17 protein-coding genes and 1 pseudogene are annotated in these 15,830 nt (G+C 73.0%); 7 read left to right on the forward strand and 11 right to left on the reverse strand.

Annotation, left to right across the window (positions count from 1 at the left end; translation table 11 throughout):
- Positions 1-93 precede the first annotated feature (93 nt).
- Positions 94-450 carry a peptidoglycan-binding domain-containing protein gene (locus ACLJT4_RS02500; RefSeq protein WP_411120769.1) on the forward strand — a complete coding sequence of 119 codons (357 nt, stop codon included), beginning with the start codon at positions 94-96 and terminating at the stop codon, positions 448-450.
- Positions 451-642: 192 nt separating this feature from the next.
- On the opposite strand, the gene ACLJT4_RS02505 is transcribed toward ACLJT4_RS02500, so the two are convergent.
- The 3 genes from ACLJT4_RS02505 to ACLJT4_RS02515 all read right to left on the reverse strand — a co-directional run bounded on the left by ACLJT4_RS02505 (position 643) and on the right by ACLJT4_RS02515 (position 4,672).
- Positions 643-1,704, reverse strand: a complete 1,062-nt coding sequence (locus tag ACLJT4_RS02505) for a hypothetical protein (RefSeq protein ID WP_411120770.1) — start codon at positions 1,702-1,704, stop codon at positions 643-645.
- Positions 1,704-2,441, reverse strand: a complete 738-nt coding sequence (locus tag ACLJT4_RS02510; RefSeq protein ID WP_411120771.1) for an RNA polymerase sigma factor — start codon at positions 2,439-2,441, stop codon at positions 1,704-1,706. The genes ACLJT4_RS02505 and ACLJT4_RS02510 overlap by 1 nt, the downstream gene beginning before the upstream one ends.
- Before the next feature lie 521 nt (positions 2,442-2,962).
- A complete protein-coding gene (locus tag ACLJT4_RS02515; RefSeq protein WP_411120772.1) occupies positions 2,963-4,672 on the reverse strand; it encodes a beta-N-acetylhexosaminidase in 1,710 nt (569 codons plus the stop codon).
- 417 nt (positions 4,673-5,089) lie between these two features.
- On the opposite strand from ACLJT4_RS02515, the pseudogene ACLJT4_RS02520 reads away from it, so the two are divergent.
- The 5 genes and pseudogenes from ACLJT4_RS02520 to ACLJT4_RS02540 all read left to right on the forward strand — a co-directional run bounded on the left by ACLJT4_RS02520 (position 5,090) and on the right by ACLJT4_RS02540 (position 9,206).
- Positions 5,090-5,600, forward strand: a pseudogene (locus ACLJT4_RS02520) (2-oxo-4-hydroxy-4-carboxy-5-ureidoimidazoline decarboxylase).
- A 182-nt stretch (positions 5,601-5,782) separates the two neighbouring features.
- On the forward strand, positions 5,783-6,163 hold the full coding sequence (gene sdhC / locus ACLJT4_RS02525; protein ID WP_016574684.1) for a succinate dehydrogenase, cytochrome b556 subunit: 381 nt from the start codon (positions 5,783-5,785) through the stop codon (positions 6,161-6,163).
- A gap of 6 nt (positions 6,164-6,169) precedes the next feature.
- On the forward strand, positions 6,170-6,646 hold the full coding sequence (locus ACLJT4_RS02530) for a succinate dehydrogenase hydrophobic membrane anchor subunit (RefSeq protein ID WP_016574685.1): 477 nt from the start codon (positions 6,170-6,172) through the stop codon (positions 6,644-6,646).
- A gap of 32 nt (positions 6,647-6,678) precedes the next feature.
- Positions 6,679-8,433 (forward strand): succinate dehydrogenase flavoprotein subunit, encoded by a 1,755-nt coding sequence (gene sdhA / locus ACLJT4_RS02535; RefSeq protein ID WP_411120773.1) that lies wholly within the window; start codon positions 6,679-6,681, stop codon positions 8,431-8,433.
- On the forward strand, positions 8,433-9,206 hold the full coding sequence (locus tag ACLJT4_RS02540) for a succinate dehydrogenase iron-sulfur subunit (protein WP_411120774.1): 774 nt from the start codon (positions 8,433-8,435) through the stop codon (positions 9,204-9,206). The genes sdhA and ACLJT4_RS02540 overlap by 1 nt, the downstream gene beginning before the upstream one ends.
- An 88-nt stretch (positions 9,207-9,294) precedes the next feature.
- Here ACLJT4_RS02540 and ACLJT4_RS02545 read toward each other — a convergent pair whose 3' ends face one another.
- Positions 9,295-9,732: a MerR family transcriptional regulator gene (locus ACLJT4_RS02545; RefSeq protein ID WP_411120775.1), complete on the reverse strand. Its 438-nt coding sequence runs from the start codon at positions 9,730-9,732 to the stop codon at positions 9,295-9,297.
- A 74-nt stretch (positions 9,733-9,806) separates the two neighbouring features.
- On the opposite strand from ACLJT4_RS02545, the gene ACLJT4_RS02550 reads away from it, so the two are divergent.
- Positions 9,807-10,628 carry an alpha/beta fold hydrolase gene (locus ACLJT4_RS02550; RefSeq protein ID WP_411120776.1) on the forward strand — a complete coding sequence of 274 codons (822 nt, stop codon included), beginning with the start codon at positions 9,807-9,809 and terminating at the stop codon, positions 10,626-10,628.
- 44 nt (positions 10,629-10,672) lie between these two features.
- Here ACLJT4_RS02550 and ACLJT4_RS02555 read toward each other — a convergent pair whose 3' ends face one another.
- From ACLJT4_RS02555 to ACLJT4_RS02585, 7 genes are all read right to left on the reverse strand, one after another.
- Complete coding sequence (locus ACLJT4_RS02555) at positions 10,673-11,182, reverse strand: FBP domain-containing protein (protein ID WP_411120777.1); 510 nt, start codon at positions 11,180-11,182, stop codon at positions 10,673-10,675.
- A gap of 69 nt (positions 11,183-11,251) precedes the next feature.
- On the reverse strand, positions 11,252-12,679 hold the full coding sequence (locus ACLJT4_RS02560; protein ID WP_411120778.1) for a hypothetical protein: 1,428 nt from the start codon (positions 12,677-12,679) through the stop codon (positions 11,252-11,254).
- A 62-nt stretch (positions 12,680-12,741) separates the two neighbouring features.
- Positions 12,742-13,053: a hypothetical protein gene (locus ACLJT4_RS02565; protein ID WP_411120779.1), complete on the reverse strand. Its 312-nt coding sequence runs from the start codon at positions 13,051-13,053 to the stop codon at positions 12,742-12,744.
- 167 nt (positions 13,054-13,220) lie between these two features.
- The gene (locus tag ACLJT4_RS02570; protein ID WP_411120780.1) at positions 13,221-13,988 is read right to left on the reverse strand and encodes a serine hydrolase; all 768 of its coding nucleotides are present in this window, start codon (positions 13,986-13,988) and stop codon (positions 13,221-13,223) included.
- 99 nt (positions 13,989-14,087) lie between these two features.
- Positions 14,088-14,831, reverse strand: coding sequence for an isocitrate lyase/phosphoenolpyruvate mutase family protein (locus ACLJT4_RS02575; protein ID WP_411120781.1), 744 nt, complete (start codon positions 14,829-14,831; stop codon positions 14,088-14,090).
- Positions 14,828-15,277: a carboxymuconolactone decarboxylase family protein gene (locus ACLJT4_RS02580; RefSeq protein ID WP_016573822.1), complete on the reverse strand. Its 450-nt coding sequence runs from the start codon at positions 15,275-15,277 to the stop codon at positions 14,828-14,830. The genes ACLJT4_RS02575 and ACLJT4_RS02580 overlap by 4 nt, the downstream gene beginning before the upstream one ends.
- A 5-nt stretch (positions 15,278-15,282) precedes the next feature.
- A complete protein-coding gene (locus tag ACLJT4_RS02585) occupies positions 15,283-15,783 on the reverse strand; it encodes a carboxymuconolactone decarboxylase family protein (protein WP_411120782.1) in 501 nt (166 codons plus the stop codon).
- Positions 15,784-15,830 lie beyond the last annotated feature (47 nt).

A 15,830-nucleotide genomic window follows, 5' to 3' on the forward strand; every position in this document is an offset into this window, starting at 1 on the left:
ACGCCTCCAAACGGGTGAACAGTGCAGATTTGCACCGCATTCACAGCATGCCCGGAGGTTCGTCCCGATGCACCGAGGGGAAGGGGGTGGGTCATGCGGTGGAGCGGGAGAGCGGGAACGGTGGCGCTGACGGCGCTGGTGGCGCTGACCTCGGTGACGGCCTGCCATCCGGTGCGGATCACCCCGGCGCTGCGGCCCGGCGCGCACGGCCCGGCGGTCCGTGACCTCCAGGCCCGGCTGGCCCAATTGGCCCTCTTCCCGCACGACCCGACCGGCCACTACGGCGCCGGGACCGCCCGCGCCGTCCGTACGTTCCAGCAGGAGGCCGGGCTGTCCGTCACCGGGACCTACGCGAGCGCGGACCGCTCGGCCCTCACCTCCCGCACCAGAAGACCGACCCACACCGAGCTGCACCACACGGGCAAAATCCGTGACCGAAGCGACAACTGAGCAACCCCCACCCACCGCCTACGCGAGAGCGGCGCCGGCTTAGGCGCAAGAGAGGTGGGCGCGGGCAGGGCCGGGGGAACGTGCCCCGCCCGCGCCGAGTGCGCTGAGCCACGGGTACGGGGGGAACCCCGGCTCGTGCGCCGCCGATGACCAGTCGGCTCACTTCTTACTGCGCCGCGGCGTCCAAAAACGTCACACCCGACCGGCGGGAAGGTTTCCGGTTGGGGTCGGCGCGGTCGTGCTGGGGTCCGGTGCGGGGGTGGTGCTGGCGGGCGGGGCGCTCGGGCTGGGCGTGGCGGTGGGGGACGAGTCACCCTCCTCGTCGCCGCTGCCGCCACCGTTGTGGCCGCCTCCGCCGTTGCCGCCGTTCTCGCCCTGACCTCCGCCGTTGCCGCCCTTGCCGCCTCCGCCATCGTTGTCACCCGAGCCGCCGCCCTGCTGTCCGGACTGGGCGAGGTACTGGCGGCAGAAGGCGTGCACCCGGTCCGGGCCGCCGGCCTTGGATTCCAGGCGCCGCAGGGTGTCGCGGTCCATGTCGCCGCGCTTGCCGGTCTCGTAGTCCTTGCACAGGGCCAGCAGCAGCCGCTTCTTGCCCTTGCCGTCGCCGTCCTGCTGCGGCCAGCCGCCCCCGCCGGGGGTGCCGGTGCCGGTGCCGGGCGTCGGGGTGCCGGGCGTCGGGACGGTGCCGGGGCTGCCGCCGGGACTGGGACTGGCGCCGGGGCCGGTGGGCCGCCCGTCGGGCGGGGTGGCCGGGGTGCGGCCGGTCTCGCCGGTGGTGGCCGGCTCCTGGGTCTCGAAGGTGCTGGGGGTCTCGGCGGCCGAGACGCTGGCCCCGGGCTGCGGTTCGCCGCCCCGGAACGGGGTGGGCAGCACACCGGTGCCGGCGGCGACCGCGATACCGCCGATCGCGCAGACCGCGAGGGCGACGGCGAACCCGCGTCTGAAGGGGCGGGCGAGCCCGCCGCGTTCGGCGACGCGGCGGGTGCGGTCGACCCGCACACCGGGGAGCGCGGTGCCGCGGGCGGTGTCGCCGCGGGCGCCGGGGCCGTGCCGGGCGTTCCGGAAGGCGGCCAGGGCCGCCTCCTCGCCGGGCAGCGGGGCGGATTCGGGCAGGCCGGAACCGGCCGCCGCGGCGGCCTTCAGCAGGTGTTCGAGTTCGGGTGCGCCGTCGCCGACCTGGGAACCGGCCGGCTCACCACGCAGCAGTCGCTCCGCGGCGTCCTTGTCGAGCCAGCTATACCGGTCGTCGGCCATCACATGTCCTTCTGCGTTCGTGCGGCCGTTTCCGTCACACCTGGTACGTACGAATCCGCCACACCGTCCTGGTGTCCTCGGTCCTGTACGGGCAGCTCACCCAGCGTGCCACCACCCCGGCCCGGACCGGCGGACAGCCGTCGCGACGCCCCGTCACCGTCGTCCCCGCCACCGTCCTCGGTGAGGAGTTCGGCGAGCTTCTTCAGACCGCGGTGGGCCGCGGTGCGCACCGCGCCCGGCCGCTTGCCCAGGACCTGGGCCGCGCTCTTGGCGTCCAGCCCGACGACCACCCGCAGGGTCACCGCCTCGGCCTGGTCCTGCGGGAGCCGGCCTATCAGGCGGAAGGTGCGGCCGGTGCCCAGCGCCTCCAGCGCCTCGCCCGCGGTGTCGGACGCGGCGGGGGTGTCGGCGAGTTCGCTCTCGTCGCCCCCGACGGCCGGTCGACGGCCGCGCATCCGGATGTGGTCCAGCGCACGGTTACGGGCGATCCGGGCGGTCCAGCCGCGGAAGCGGTCCGCGTCGCCGCTGAAGCGAGGGAGGTCGCGGGTGATCTGCAGCCACGCCTCGGACGCCACGTCCTCGGCGTCCGCCTCGCCCACCAGGGTCCGGACGTAGCCGAGGAGCCGGGGCTGTATGGCGCGGTAGACGAGCCGGAACGCCGCCTCGTCGCCGTCCTGCGCCGCCTGCACGGCAACCGTCAGCCGTCCGTCGTCCGGCTGAATGTCGTCCCCTCGCACGGGTCCATCCTGTCGCACGCTGAATGTCCGCCGCCCGGTCCTTGCCGCTTCGCGCTGTCGCTGTTTCTTCGCTGCTGGTTGGTCGTCTGGTCCGCCCGGGCGCGCCGCGCGGCCGGTGCGGTCAGCCGCTGCGCCGGTCGTCAGACGTCCGGCCGTTCCTGCTGACCGTAACGGGTGAGACCCGGTGCCCGGCACCCGGGCCACCTCTTGGGACGGGCGGCGCACCGGCACGATGTGCCCTCGCACTCATCCGAACTCCCCAGTAACCAAACGCCCTTCGGGCCGCGGAGCCGGCCGCGGGCCGTGCGCCAACCGGCGCGTTCCGGCACGTTACGGGCCCCGCCCGGTCCGCGTCCAGACCACTGGCCGTGCCGCCGCCCGTACCCCGTGTGACGCTTTCGGGTCCGCTGGCGCTGTATCGGTTAGGAGCCCTTCGCGGGGCTCCGCGTGAGCGACGGCCGGGGCCTCTCCTGTGGGGGGTGGCGGCCTCGGCCGTCTCTCGCGATCTTCCGCCCGACCGGTCAGATCCGGTTCGCCAGCGCCTTGAAGTCCGGCCAGGACAGCGCGGGGGTGCGCGGGTCCCAGGTCTTCTGCGCCAGCGCCGCGAGCGGCATCTTGATCCCGGCCGCGATCTGCTGCGCGGTCTGCGCGTCGGCGTGGTCGCACCAGACCCCGAACCGCCCGCCCGGGATGCGGTCGGCGCCGGTCTGGCTCTCCGGCACGGACACCGGCGCGGTGTGGCGCAGCACCCGCGGGGTCCAGCTCTGGTAGATCCGCTCACCCGTCGGGTACGTGAAGCCGTTGGGCTCGCCGAGCACGTAGTAGAGGAACTCGTCGTTGAGGTTGAGCACGGTGCGGCCCTCGCGCAGGAACTCGGCGGGGTCGCGGGCGCCGATCTCCTTGCCCGTCCAGTAGGCGACCGTGCGGTTCTTGTCGGCGGCCACCTTGCCGCCGGCGAAGAAGCCGTCGTTCCACGCCTCGATCCGGGTCTTGCCGGCGGCCTGCACGGTCTTCTGCCGGTCGTTCAGCCAGCCGGTCGCGAGGTCCTTGATGGTGGCGCCGGCGCCGTACTTGTCCCGCGCGGCCTTGGCGAGCTGCGGGTACGACGCCTCGGGGTTGCGGGACATCAGAGCCTGGTACTCGTCGCCGCCCAGGTGCCAGTAGGGGCCGGGGAAGAGCTGTCCGAACTCCTTCAGCAGCGAGTCGACGAGTTCGCCGGCCTGCGGCTTGGAGATGTCGATGGCGCCGCGCAGCACCGTGCCGGAGGCGTTGTGCAGCTGGAGGTCGGGGTAGTGGGCGAGGACCGCGCCGAGGTGGCCGGGCGAGTCGATCTCCGGGATGAGGGCGACGTGCAGGCTCTGTCCGACCTTGATGAGGTGGCGGACCTGGTCCTTGGTGAGGTGGTCGGCGGAGACGATCTGCGGGTGGCTGTCGCTCTGGATGCGGAAGCCCTGGTCGTCGGAGAAGTGCAGCTGGAGCTGGTTGAGCTTGAGGTCGGCGAGCTGCCGGATGCGGGCCTCGATCCAGTCCGCGGTGAACGGCTTGCGGGCGTTGTCGAGCAGCATGCCGCGCTGGGGGCGGTCCGGGCGGTCCTCGATGGTGCCCTCGGGGAGGCCGCCGGCGTTGCGGACGGCCTGTTTGACGGTGCGGGTGCCGTTGAAGATCCCGGCGTCGGTGGGGGCGGCGAGGGTGAGCCGGCCGTCGCGGGCGGTCAGGGTGTAGGACTCGTCGGCGGTGCTGTTGGGCGGGGCGTTGTCGGGGCGGCCGGCACCGCCCGATCCGCCGAGCTTCACCTCGACGTCACCGGGCCGGACGTCCTGCTTTCCCCAGACCACCGCCAACCCGCCGAGATCCTTGGCCATGAGTTGCGCTTCATCGGCGACGGTGCTCTGTTGCCCGGCCGGTACCACGACCCGGGCGCCCTTGGTCGGCCGCCAGCCGTTCCCGTCCGCCGGGCGGAAGTCCCGGACGGCCGGCACGATGCGCGGCGGGCCGGCCACCTTCGCCCACGTGGGGATGGGGGCGGCGGGGCTGGAGGAGCTCGGAGCGGCCCCTGGGGGCTGGGAATCGGCCCCTTGGGAGCAGCCGCCGAGCACCAGCGCGCCGGCCAGCACCGGGGCGGCCCACAGCGCGCGGCGAGCCGCCGGACCGACGGCCGGGGCGGCCGGACGCGGGGGCCGGGGGAAGGCCGAGGGCCGCGGGAAGCGCGGCGGCCGCATCGGGTTCGACATCGTGCAATCCTCACTTTTCGGGGCGAAGGCACTGCCGGGAGTGCGGGGCAGGGCGTCCACCGTGCGCGCGAAAGCTCTCTCATCCGGGTGAAAATCGCGCATCCGTCGGACAGTGGCCGGCGGGCGTCGTTAGCGTGGCCTCGCCGTCGCTCACCCCCTTCCAGGGCGCGTGGACCGCCGGAAAACCGCCGGGTGCCACCTCATGTGACGTATCACCACACCTGCTGCACATTCCGTACGTATCAGACTCTTCATCCTTTTCGCCCCACCCGCCGCTCGGTTTCCGCCAGTCGCCCGCCGTCCACCCACCACATCCACCCTCAGCCGTCCCGTCCGCCCGAGGAGCCCACGCTGTCCGGTGACACTCCGGCCGCCCGCCCGCTGACGCGGCCCCACCCACCTGCTCCACGGTGCGGCATACCTTGGCGGACACCGCGCACCGAGCCCGCGACGGCCGACCTCGCCCGCTTCAACGCACTCCCCCACGACCGGGCCGTCGCCGCCCTGCTGACCTGCTGCGGCTGCCTCCGGTGGGCCGAGCGGATCGCCGCCCACCGCCCCTATCCGGACCTGGCGTCCCTCCTGGCCGCCGGCAACGAGGCCGGCTACGACCTCACGCCGACCGAGCAGACCGAGGCGCTGGCCCAGGAGGCGCCCGCCCCCCCTGCCGCCGGCCCGCCCCGGCCCCGGCACCCTCGCCGCCCACACCGCCCTGCGCGCCGCCCACGCCGCCTACGAACTCCGCTTCCGGCACGCCTTCGTGATCTGCCTCGACGGCTACCGCGACGACGAGCTGATGGACCAGACCCTGCACGCCATCCGCACCCGCCTCGCGCACGAACCCGACGAGGAGCGGGCGGTCGCGGCCGACCAGTTACGGCGCCTGGCCGGCGTCCGACTGGGACAACTCGCGGCGACTTGTCGCTAATGGTCTGTTTCGCACTTGTGTGATAGCCCGTTGGTGCCTGTTTGATCACACCTAAGGACCCCCGCGCGAGGAACCGACAACTCGTCGATACGATGACGAGCGGCCGGTGGACCGTACCCGGCCGGGCCCGACCGACAGAGAAGCCGGCGCGGCCCTAGTCCCCGCTCCCGGAGGGTTTTTCCGTGCCGGCTGGAACGCTGTACCGCGGCCGGGAAGGCATGTGGTCCTGGGTGGCTCATCGAGTCACTGGCGTCCTCATCTTCTTCTTCCTGTTCGTACACGTCCTCGACACCGCTCTCGTTCGTGTCTCCCCCGACGCGTACGACAACGTCGTTGCGACTTACAAGACGCCGATCGTCAACGTGATGGAGTACGGCCTGGTGGCCGCCATCCTCTTCCATGCGCTCAACGGCCTGCGGGTCATCGCGGTGGACTTCTGGTCGAAGGGCCCGAAGTACCAGAAGCAGATGCTGTGGACCGTCGTCGGTGTCTGGGTCGTGCTGATGGCCGGTGCCTTCTACCCCGTGCTGCAGCACACGCTGCGCACGCTGTTCGGGAGCTGACGCGTGATGTCTGCTGAATCCACCGCCGCGGGCACCGCCGCGGAGAACGTCGCGCTCTACGACGCGGACAACCCGGCTCCGGTCATCGAGGCACCCCGCAAGCGCACCGGGAAGACCCCGAAGTCGACCCGCACCAACTTCGAGCTGTACGGCTGGCTGTTCATGCGGCTGTCCGGCATCGTCCTGGTCGTCCTGGTCCTCGGCCACCTGCTGATCCAGCTGGTGCTCGACGGCGGCGTCTCCAAGATCGGCTTCGCCTTCGTGGCCGGCCGCTGGGCCTCGCCCTTCTGGCAGGTCTGGGACCTGCTGATGCTGTGGCTCGCCATGCTGCACGGAGCCAACGGCCTGCGCACCGTCATCAACGACTACGCGCAGCGGGACAACACCCGCTTCTGGCTGAAGATGCTCCTCTACACCGCCACGGTGTTCACCGTCCTTCTGGGCACGCTGGTGATCTTCACCTTCGACCCGAACATCCGCTAGGCCCCGGGCTGAGGGACTGAGGTATTCCACCCATGCAGATCCACAAGTACGACACCGTCATCGTCGGCGCCGGCGGCGCCGGCATGCGCGCCGCCATCGAGGCGACGAAGCGCAGCCGCACCGCCGTGCTGACCAAGCTGTACCCGACCCGCTCCCACACCGGTGCCGCCCAGGGCGGCATGGCCGCGGCCCTCGCCAACGTCGAGGAGGACAACTGGGAGTGGCACACCTTCGACACGGTCAAGGGTGGCGACTACCTGGTCGACCAGGACGCCGCCGAGATCCTGGCGAAGGAGGCCATCGACTCGGTCCTCGACCTGGAGAAGATGGGCCTGCCCTTCAACCGCACGCCGGAGGGCCGGATCGACCAGCGCCGGTTCGGCGGTCACTCCCGCAACCACGGTGAGGCCCCGGTCCGCCGGTCCTGCTACGCCGCGGACCGCACCGGCCACATGATCCTCCAGACGCTGTACCAGAACTGCGTCAAGGAGGGCGTGGAGTTCTTCAACGAGTTCTACGTCCTGGACCAGCTGATCACCGAGGTCGACGGCGTCAAGAAGTCGGCCGGTGTGGTCGCCTACGAGCTGGCCACCGGCGAGATCCACGTCTTCCAGGCCAAGGCGGTCATCTACGCCTCCGGCGGCACCGGCAAGTTCTTCAAGGTGACGTCGAACGCCCACACCCTGACCGGTGACGGCCAGGCGGCGGTCTACCGCCGCGGGCTGCCGCTGGAGGACATGGAGTTCTTCCAGTTCCACCCGACCGGCATCTGGCGGATGGGCATCCTGCTGACGGAGGGCGCCCGCGGTGAGGGCGGCATCCTCCGCAACAAGGACGGCGAGCGCTTCATGGAGAAGTACGCGCCGGTCATGAAGGACCTCGCCTCGCGCGACGTCGTCTCCCGCTCGATCTACACCGAGATCCGCGAGGGCCGCGGCTGCGGTCCCGAGGGCGACCACGTCTACCTGGACCTGACCCACCTGCCGCCGGAGCAGCTGGACGCCAAGCTCCCGGACATCACCGAGTTCGCGCGCACCTACCTCGGCATCGAGCCCTACACGGACCCGATCCCGATCCAGCCGACCGCGCACTACGCGATGGGTGGCATCCCGACCAACGTCGAGGGCGAGGTGCTGGCCGACAACACCACCGTCGTGCCGGGCCTGTACGCCGCCGGCGAGGTCGCCTGCGTCTCGGTGCACGGCGCCAACCGCCTGGGCACCAACTCACTGCTGGACATCAACGTCTTCGGTCGCCGCGCCGGCATCGCCGCCGCGGAGTACTCCGCCACCGCCGACTACGTCGAGCTGCCCGAGGACCCGGCGTCGCTGGTCGCCGAGCAGGTCGAGCGGCTGCGCGGCGCCACCGGCAACGAGCGGGTCACCGAGATCCGCAAGGAGCTGCAGGAGACCATGGACGCCAACGTCATGGTCTTCCGCACCGAGCAGACGATCAAGACCGCGGTCGAGAAGATCGGCGAGCTGCGCGAGCGCTACCGCAACGTGTCCATCCAGGACAAGGGCAAGCGGTTCAACACCGACCTGCTGGAGGCCATCGAGCTGGGCAACCTGCTCGACCTGGCCGAGGTCATGGCGGTCTCCGCGCTCGCCCGCAAGGAGTCCCGCGGCGGTCACTACCGCGAGGACTACCCCACACGCGACGACGTCAACTTCATGCGGCACACCATGGCGTACCGCGAGGTGGGCGCCGACGGCTCCGAGTCGATCCGTCTCGACTACAAGCCGGTCGTGCAGACCCGCTACCAGCCGATGGAGCGTAAGTACTGATGAGCACCCCCACTCTCGACCAGCACTCCGCTGCCCTGGACGCGGCCGAGAACGACGCTGCGCACCTGGTCACGGTCACCTTCCGGATCCGCCGGTTCAACCCGGAGGTCTCCGACGAGGCCCGCTGGGAGGACTTCCAGCTGGAGATCGACCCCAAGGAGCGCGTCCTGGACGCCCTCCACAAGATCAAGTGGGACCTGGACGGTTCGCTGACGTTCCGTCGGTCCTGCGCGCACGGCATCTGCGGTTCGGACGCCATGCGGATCAACGGTCGCAACCGGCTGGCCTGCAAGACGCTGATCAAGGACATCAACCCGGAGAAGCCCATCACCGTCGAGGCCATCAAGGGCCTGACGGTGCTGAAGGACCTCGTCGTCGACATGGAGCCCTTCTTCCAGGCGTACCGGGACGTGATGCCGTTCCTGATCACCACCGGCAACGAGCCGACCCGTGAGCGGCTGCAGTCCGCCGAGGACCGCGAGCGCTTCGACGACACCACCAAGTGCATCCTGTGCGCGGCGTGCACCTCGTCGTGCCCGGTGTTCTGGAACGACGGGCAGTACTTCGGCCCGGCGGCGATCGTCAACGCGCACCGCTTCATCTTCGACTCGCGTGACGAGGGCGGTGAGCAGCGGCTGGAGGTCCTCAACGACAAGGACGGCGTCTGGCGCTGCCGGACGACCTTCAACTGCACCGACGCGTGCCCCCGTGGCATCGAGGTCACCAAGGCGATCCAGGAGGTCAAGCGGGCCCTGATCACCCGGCGGTTCTGATCCGTCGGGCCGATCCGGCCGCTCGTCTCCTTGAGGGCCCCGCTCCCGTGCCTACGGGGGGCGGGGCCCTCGGCCGTGTCCGGGCCGCTCAGCCCGAGCGCAGCGCCCTCGCGGCCAGCGCTTCGTCCTGGGCCCCGCGCTCCCGCATGACCTGCGCGTAGACCTCCAGGGCCGCCCGGCGCTGCTGCAACTCGGCTATTTCGGCGTCGAGTTGGGCCATCTGGCGCTCCACCGCACCGCACGAGAACGCGCACGGGGTCAGTCCCGGGCCGCCCTGGGCGCAGGGCAGCAGCTCGCGGATGGACTCGGTGTTCAGGCCGGTGGCGAGCAGGTCGCGGATGCGGCCGACGGTCTCGACGGCGTCGGCGTCGTAGGTGCGGTAGTCGTTGGCGTCGCGCCCGGCGCGCAGCAGGCCGCGCTGCTCGTAGTAGCGCAGGACGCGGGTGCTGACGCCGGTGCGGCGGGCGAGCGCGCCGATCCGCATCCGGCCCGCCGGGGGCGGGCCCGTCCGGGTGCCGACCGCCATATGAGGCTCCTCTCACCGCTCCTGTCCGGTCCGGCTTGACCTTCACACCGGTGTCAGACGGCAACCTCTGCGGCATGACGCAGATTCCCGCAGCGCAGACCCCGTCCGTTTCCCTTCCGCCGCTCTCCACCACCGTCGCCGGCCCGGCCGGCGGGCCCGGCGTCCTGCTGGCGCACGGCGCGACCGGCAGCGTCCGCGACAACTACGGCACGCTGATCCCGGCGTTGACCGCCACCGGCCACCGGGTGGTGGCGCCCGACTACCCCGGTTCGGGCCAATCCCCGCGCGCCGCCGGCCCGTTGGAGTTGGACGCGCTGGCCGACGCGGTGGTCGCCGAGGCCGTCGCGGCCGGGCTGGAGACCTTCACGGTGGTCGGCTTCTCGATGGGCACCGCGGTGTCCGTACGGGCCGCGGCCCGTCATCCGGAGCGGGTGCGCGGGCTCGTCCTGACCGCCGGGCTGGCCAAGGCGGACACCCGCGCGCAGGTCTGGCTGGACCTGTGGCTGCGGCTCCTGGACCACGGCGACTACCAGGGCTTCGCCCAGGCCCGGACGCTCAGCGGGCTGTCGGCCGAGCGCCTCGGCGCGCTGTCGCCGGCCGAGTTGGCCGCGGCCCTGGACCCGGACCCGACGCTGCCGCCGGCCGGCTCGGCGGAGCAGGCGGCCCTGGTCAAGGTCCTGGACACCACCGCCGACCTGCCGGGCATCGCCGTCCCGACGCTCGTCATCGCAACCACCCTGGACGCCCTGTTGGACCCGGCCCACTCGCGTTACCTGGCCGAGCACATCCCGGGCGCGCAGTACGCGGAGGTCGCCAGCGGGCACCTGCCGATGGTCGAGCGGAACGCGGAGTGGCTGGCGTTGATCGGGGACTTCCTGGCCGCGCGGGGGCTGTGACGGGGCGGGCCGGTGGCGGGGCGGCGCCCGCCGGGCCCGCTCCTTCAGACCGCCGCGCCGTCCAGCACCTTGTCCAGGAAGGCGTCGAGGTTGCGCACGGTGCGCGCGATCCGGTCCGGCAGCGGGAGGGTCTCCTCGTGCCGCCCGGCCAGCTGGGACTTCTTGCGGCCGCGGACGTAGAGGGAGCAGGCGAGGTCGGCACACAGATAGGTGCCGACGGTGTTGCCCTGTCGGCCCGCGGGCCCGGCGCGGCGGGCGGCGAGCAGGCTCACCCCGGAGCCCGGGTGCCCGGTCAGGCAGATCGAGCACACCGTCGTCTTGGTGAAGCTGCGCCGCACGCCCTGCGGCACCCGCAGGGTCACGCCCATCAGGCCGTCGCCGCGCGGCGCGACCAGGTAGCAGCGGTCGAGGGCGCCGGGGTCGCGCCATCCCAGGAAATCCAGGTCCGACCAGGGCAGTTCGGCGAGTCCCACGGGCAGGTGGAGCCGGCTCGCCTCCCCCTTGGAACAGTTCACGAAGGAGGCGCGCAGCTGTTTCTCACCGACCGGATCCATGGTGCGGACGCTAACAGCGCGGGCCGGGGCGCGTCGTGCGGTTTTCCCGCGCCCCGTCCCCGCGACGGCTCACTCGATCACGGACGGCGGGATCTCCCGCGGCGGGGTGGGCTCGTCCTCGTCGAGGTACCGGGGCCGCGGGGTGCCGGTGCGGGCCCGGCCGCCCTTGTCGGAGGGGTCGCCCTTGCCCGTGCCGTGGGGGGCCGTCGGGTCCGCCGGGGTCGCCCGGGTGCCGCCGCGGCTGCGGTGCAGTCCGCCGCCGCCCTGGCGGTTGCCGCCGGTGGGGCCGGGCCCGCCGGTCGGGCTCGTCGGCCGCGCGGTCGGGGTGCCGGGGGCCTGCGGCGGCAGGGCGGCGCGGGCGGCGACCGCGTCGGGCGTGCCCGCCCGGCCGCTGGCGCTGCGCCGCGCCCCGCCGGAGCCGCGGGCGCCGCCGGCCGGCATCCCGCTGCCCGTCACGCCGATGACGCCGGGCGGCACCGCGCCGCCCGGGAATCCGCCGGCGGCGGGGGCCGGGCTGCTCTGGCCGCCGGACGGCGTGCCACTGCCGAGCCCGTGGGTGCTCACCGGCGGTGCGGTGAGGCTGCCGCCGCCGGTGCTCTCCAGGCCGGTGGTGACCGGCCGGTCGGCCCGGGGGCTGTCGAAGCCGGCCGGGACCGCGCCGCCGCCGACGCCGTTGGGCCGCTGTGCGGCGGGCGGGTGGTGCGGCTGGGGGCCGCCGGTCACCGCGGCGTTCACCGGCGGTGGGGTCGGGCCGCCGGCCGGGGCGATGGGCCAGTCCCCGTCGATGCCCGGTCCGGTGCCGTCCTGGAGCCGCTTGGTCTGCGCTTCGTAGTGGGCGGCCAGTTCGTCCATCACGATGACGGCCTCGATCTGGCGTTCCTTGCTGGGCGGGAGGCTGCCGCGGTTGAGCTCCAGCGCCATCCGGGTGTCCAGCTTGGGGTTGGCCATGTCGCGCTTGAACCGGCTCTCGTCGCCGGTGGGCGCCACCGGGTCGGGGGCGCCCCCGGCGAGCTGGAGCTTGACCATGGCCTTTTGGACTTCGCGGAGGTTGTGCGCGACGCCGACCTCGGGGCCCGAGGCGCGCGAACCGATCAGGGTGGATTCGACGTTGCGCGCGTGCTGGTAGCTGCGGTCGAGCTTGGCCAGCACCTTGGCGGCCTCCCGGCGGAACGCCTGCGCCGCCGAGCCCTCCCAGTGCGCCGAGGCGTGGTCGACGGCGTCCTTGAACGCCTTGCGGATCCCGCCGTGGCCGTCGTCGCCGCCGAGCCGGTCGGCGGAGGACCGCCAGTGCCGGCCGGAGGTCTCGATCGCCGCGGGGCTGGCGTGGTCGGTCATCGCCCGGAGCGCGGCCAGGTCGTGCCGCTGGAAGTCGGAGGGGGACCGCGGGGTCAACCGGTGGCCCTGGAGCGACTTCATGCGCTCCGCCCGCTCCTGCTCGGCCCTGTGCCGCTCCATCTCCTGGGCGCCGTCGTCGCGCTCCGGCCCGGCCTCCGTCATACCGGTCCCCCTTCCTCGTCCTCGCTGTCGTCAGGCCCGCCCGGTGCCGGGCGGCTGACCCGTCAGTCGTGCCCGGGGCGCCGGGCGTCGTGTTCCTGGTCCTCGTAGGCGCCGCGGCTGGCCTCGGTCTTCTCGCCGAAGGTGCGGATCAGGTCCTGGAGCGCGCCGAGCACGTCGGAGAGGTACGCCTGCATGCCGTCGTGCGCGCCGGCGAGCTTGCCGGCCTCGACGAAGTTGGTCCCGAACGCGGACCTCGGGATCGTCGTGTTGTAGGTGACCGTCTGCGTGGGGTCGTCCATGTCGCGCTGCAGGTGGCGCAGCTGTCGGACGACGACGTCCAGTTCTTCCAGGTCGACCTTGAATTGCTCGGCCATGTACCGCTTCTCCCCGTTCCCCCGCGGGCCTTCACCACCAAGCTATCAAGCCCGCCGGGATGCCCGTACGCCCGTTCTCCTGATACCCGTGACGGGGCGGCTTCTAGCGTGCGGCGAACGCCCCGGAGCGGGCAATTCGACAACCCGAAACGTGATCTGACGATACGTCAGGAATAGTGGTCAGGACTGTCGGCGAAGCGGTGGCGGCAGTCCCAGACGCGGGAGGAGAGACGGGCCAGCAGGCGGGCCGCGGGGTCGCCGGCGTCCCGGCCGTCGGCGAGCGGGCCGGTGTAGCAGACGGCGAGGACGTAGGGCGGGGCGTCGGGCGGGTGGACGACGGCGGCGCCGTGCCGCACCCCGGTGATCCAGCCGTTCTTGCTGGCCAGCCGGGTGCCGGGGGGCAGTCCCGCGGCCAGGTCGACGGCGTGCGCGTTGTGTTCCAGGCGGGCCAGGACCTCGGGTTCCAGCGACGTCAGCAGTCGGACGAGGTCGTGGGCGGTGACCTGGTTGGTCAGGCCGGCGGCGCGGGCCGGGGCGTCCTCGATCCCGCGCGGGCTGCCGGAGGCGGCGGACGCCCCGGCCCGCCGCCACACCTCGGCCACCGCGGCCGGGCCCACCGCGGCCAGGCACAGGCTGCTGGCCAGGTTGGAGGAGTGGCTGACCATCCGGTCGGCGAGCCAGCCCAGCGGCGCGGTGCGGCCCAACAGCTCCCAGGGCTCCGGATCGCCGTCGTCGGCCCGGGAGTGCGCGTAGCTCCCGCCGACCGCGGAGCGGAAGGCGTTGACGACCGGCACCTCCGTGTCGAGGTCGAGTCCGCTGCGGTGGACGGCGGCGAGCACCGCGACCTTCATGGTGCTCGCCGCGTAGTGCGGGACGTCCGCGTTCCGCAGGATCACCGGGGGGTGCTGCCAGGGGGCTACGGCGACGGAGAGCATGGCTCATCGTAGGGCGGCGGTCCCGTCGGGCCCCGGCGCGAACGCCCCCGTGCGCCCCGCGCGGGGCCCCGGACCGCCGCCCGACGGCCGGCCGTCGGGTCAGTTGCCGGTGTCGGCCCGCAGTCGTCCCGCCACGTCCGCCAGGGTCGCCGTGGCCTGCTGCTGGAGGCCGCCGCCGAAGGTGATCCGGGTCGCGCCCAGGGCGCCCAGTTCGCGCGGGGGCGGGCCGCCGGGCTTCGCCAGGGCGTTGAGCGGGAGGGTGACCGCCGCGGCCAGTTCGGGCAGCCGCTCGGGCGGGGCGAGGATCGGGTAGAGGCAGTCGGCGCCGGCCTCGGCGTAGGCGCGGGCCCGCGCCACGAACGCGTCCGGGCCCGGCTCGCCGCGCAGGAAGGTGTCGATCCGGGCGTTGAGCACCAGGGTGTCGCCGGCCGCGGCGCGCACCTCCGCCAGCCAGGCGGCCTGCTCCTCGGGGTCGCGCAGGGCGCCGGTGGCGTGGTCGGAGTCCTCCAGGTTGCAGCCGACCGCGCCGGCCTCGGCGAGCCGGCCGACCAACTCCTCGGCGGACAGCCCGTACCCGGCCTCCACGTCCGCCGTCACCGGGACGTCCACGGCCCGCACGATCCGGGCGATCGCCGCGAACATCTCGTCGGCCGGGGTCCGGCCGTCCGCGTACCCCAGGGACGCCGCGATGCCCGCGCTGGGCGTGGCCAGCGCCGGGAAGCCGGCGTCGGCGAAGACCCGGGCGGAGGCGGCGTCCCAGACGTTGGGCAGGACCAGCGGGTCGCCCGGCCGGCGGCCGTGGTGCAGGGCGCGCAGCGTCGCGGCGGGGCCGGTGGAGGTCACAGCTCCGCCCCGGGGGGCTGGCGGACCGTGACGTTGACCCGGTTCCAGTTGTTGATGGCGACGATCACGGCCAGCAGGTGGGCGAGTTCGGCCTCGTCGAACTGGGCGGCGGCCCGCTCGTACACCTCGTCCGGGACGTGGCCCTCGGTCAGCACGGTGACCGCCTCGGTGAAGGCGAGCGCCGCCCGTTCCCGCTCGGAGTAGAGGTCGCCGGCCTCCTCCCAGGCCGGTAGCAGGTCGATCCGCTGCGCCTCGACGCCGGCCGCGCGGAGGTTGGTGACGTGCATGTCGACGCAGAACGCGCACTTGTTGAGCTGGGAGGCGCGCAGCACGACCAGTTCGGCCAGGACCGCGTCGCCCAGGCCCTTCTTCGCGGCCATGGTCAGCTTGAGCTGGGCCTGGTAGAAGGCGGGGACCTTGCTCCAGAACGTCATGCGGTGGCTCATCGCGCTCACACCTGCCCCGGGACGAGGCGGGTGGTCACGCCGAACCGGTTCCACGCGTTGATGGTGGTGATCAGCGCGATCAGCTGGGCCAGTTCGGCCTCCTCGAAGGCGGCCTCGGCCTGCGCGTAGACGGCGTCGGGGACGAAGCCGTCGGTGAGCACGGTGATCGCCTCGGTGAGGGCCAGGGCGGCGCGCTCCCGGTCGGTGAAGAAGCCGGCGGCCTCCTCCCAGGCGGCCAGGAGGGCGAGGCGCTCCTCGCTTTCGCCGGCCTTGCGGGCGTCGCTGGTGTGCATGTGGAGGCAGAAGGCGCACTTGTTGAGCTGCGAGGCGCGGATGTTGACCAGTTCGACCAGGGTCGCGTCGAGGCCCTTCTTGGCGGCCGCGTCCAGCCCGATCATGGCCTTGTAGACCTCGGGGGCGAGCTTGGCCCAGCGCATCCGGGGGCCGTGCTGGTGCCCGGCGGCGGGGGCCTGGTGTCCTGCGGTGGGTGTCGTCTCGTTCGTCATGACCTTGACGCTACGGGGTGAGTGGCACAGGGGTATGGTCCACTTCC

The organism is Streptomyces sp. x-19, from assembly GCF_046549115.1.
GTDB classification, from domain to species: domain Bacteria; phylum Actinomycetota; class Actinomycetes; order Streptomycetales; family Streptomycetaceae; genus Streptomyces; species Streptomyces albulus_C.

What these genes read in the sequence shown, in the direction of transcription:
- ACLJT4_RS02500 (WP_411120769.1), top strand. Translation starts at nt 94, where the DNA reads ATGCGGTGGAGCGGGAGAGCGGGAACGGTGGCGCTGACGGCGCTGGTG.
- ACLJT4_RS02540 (WP_411120774.1), top strand. Translation starts at nt 8,433, where the DNA reads ATGAGCACCCCCACTCTCGACCAGCACTCCGCTGCCCTGGACGCGGCC.
- ACLJT4_RS02580 (WP_016573822.1), bottom strand. Translation starts at nt 15,277, where the DNA reads ATGAGCCACCGCATGACGTTCTGGAGCAAGGTCCCCGCCTTCTACCAG.
- ACLJT4_RS02570 (WP_411120780.1), bottom strand. Translation starts at nt 13,988, where the DNA reads ATGCTCTCCGTCGCCGTAGCCCCCTGGCAGCACCCCCCGGTGATCCTG.
- ACLJT4_RS02585 (WP_411120782.1), bottom strand. Translation starts at nt 15,783, where the DNA reads ATGACGAACGAGACGACACCCACCGCAGGACACCAGGCCCCCGCCGCC.
- ACLJT4_RS02515 (WP_411120772.1), bottom strand. Translation starts at nt 4,672, where the DNA reads ATGTCGAACCCGATGCGGCCGCCGCGCTTCCCGCGGCCCTCGGCCTTC.
- ACLJT4_RS02550 (WP_411120776.1), top strand. Translation starts at nt 9,807, where the DNA reads ATGACGCAGATTCCCGCAGCGCAGACCCCGTCCGTTTCCCTTCCGCCG.
- ACLJT4_RS02565 (WP_411120779.1), bottom strand. Translation starts at nt 13,053, where the DNA reads ATGGCCGAGCAATTCAAGGTCGACCTGGAAGAACTGGACGTCGTCGTC.
- ACLJT4_RS02560 (WP_411120778.1), bottom strand. Translation starts at nt 12,679, where the DNA reads ATGACGGAGGCCGGGCCGGAGCGCGACGACGGCGCCCAGGAGATGGAG.
- ACLJT4_RS02505 (WP_411120770.1), bottom strand. Translation starts at nt 1,704, where the DNA reads ATGGCCGACGACCGGTATAGCTGGCTCGACAAGGACGCCGCGGAGCGA.
- ACLJT4_RS02545 (WP_411120775.1), bottom strand. Translation starts at nt 9,732, where the DNA reads ATGGCGGTCGGCACCCGGACGGGCCCGCCCCCGGCGGGCCGGATGCGG.
- ACLJT4_RS02530 (WP_016574685.1), top strand. Translation starts at nt 6,170, where the DNA reads ATGTCTGCTGAATCCACCGCCGCGGGCACCGCCGCGGAGAACGTCGCG.
- ACLJT4_RS02555 (WP_411120777.1), bottom strand. Translation starts at nt 11,182, where the DNA reads ATGGATCCGGTCGGTGAGAAACAGCTGCGCGCCTCCTTCGTGAACTGT.
- sdhA (WP_411120773.1), top strand. Translation starts at nt 6,679, where the DNA reads ATGCAGATCCACAAGTACGACACCGTCATCGTCGGCGCCGGCGGCGCC.